Below are 557 nucleotides of genomic sequence, written 5' to 3'. Positions count from 1 at the left end.
TCGATCGATACGGACAACAACCAAGTCGCGCAGATGCTGGCCGCTTTGCTTGACTGGCCTCAGGCTACTTTTGCATCGGATGTAAAAATTGAAGATCACAAAGTGAAGGTGGTGCGAGAAGTCGATGGTGGATTGATGACGGTAGCAATGAACTTGCCAGCGGTGATCAGCACTGATTTGCGTTTAAACGAGCCTCGCTTCGCTTCCCTACCTAATATCATGAAGGCCAAACGTAAGCCCCTCGACACGATCACACCAGAGAGCTTGGGCGTTGAAGTTGTGTTTAGCCAAACCATCACGGAAGTTACCCCACCAGCGCAAAGAAAAGCCGGTATCAAAGTGGAGTCTGTTTCAGAACTTCTCGATAAGCTACGTAACGAAGCGAAGGTGATTTCATGAAGAATCTAATTATTGCAGAACATGACAACAACCAACTGCACGCCGATACGTTGAAAGTCGTGAATGCCGCAAGTCAAGCGGGCCAAGATAACACATTGCTCGTGGTTGGTTATCAGTGTGAAGACGTTGCCCAACAAGCAAGCCGAGTTGATGGCATT

1 pseudogene is annotated in these 557 nt (G+C 48.3%); it reads left to right on the top strand.

Features of this window, described 5'->3' with window-relative positions:
* A pseudogene (locus R7040_RS28965) lies at positions 1–399 on the top strand (electron transfer flavoprotein subunit beta/FixA family protein); the annotation flags it as partial.
* Positions 400–557 lie beyond the last annotated feature (158 nt).

This window comes from Vibrio sp. 1069, assembly GCF_033340555.1.
Note: the sequence above shows the minus strand (reverse complement) of the source record. Positions and strands in the feature narration are given on the sequence as shown.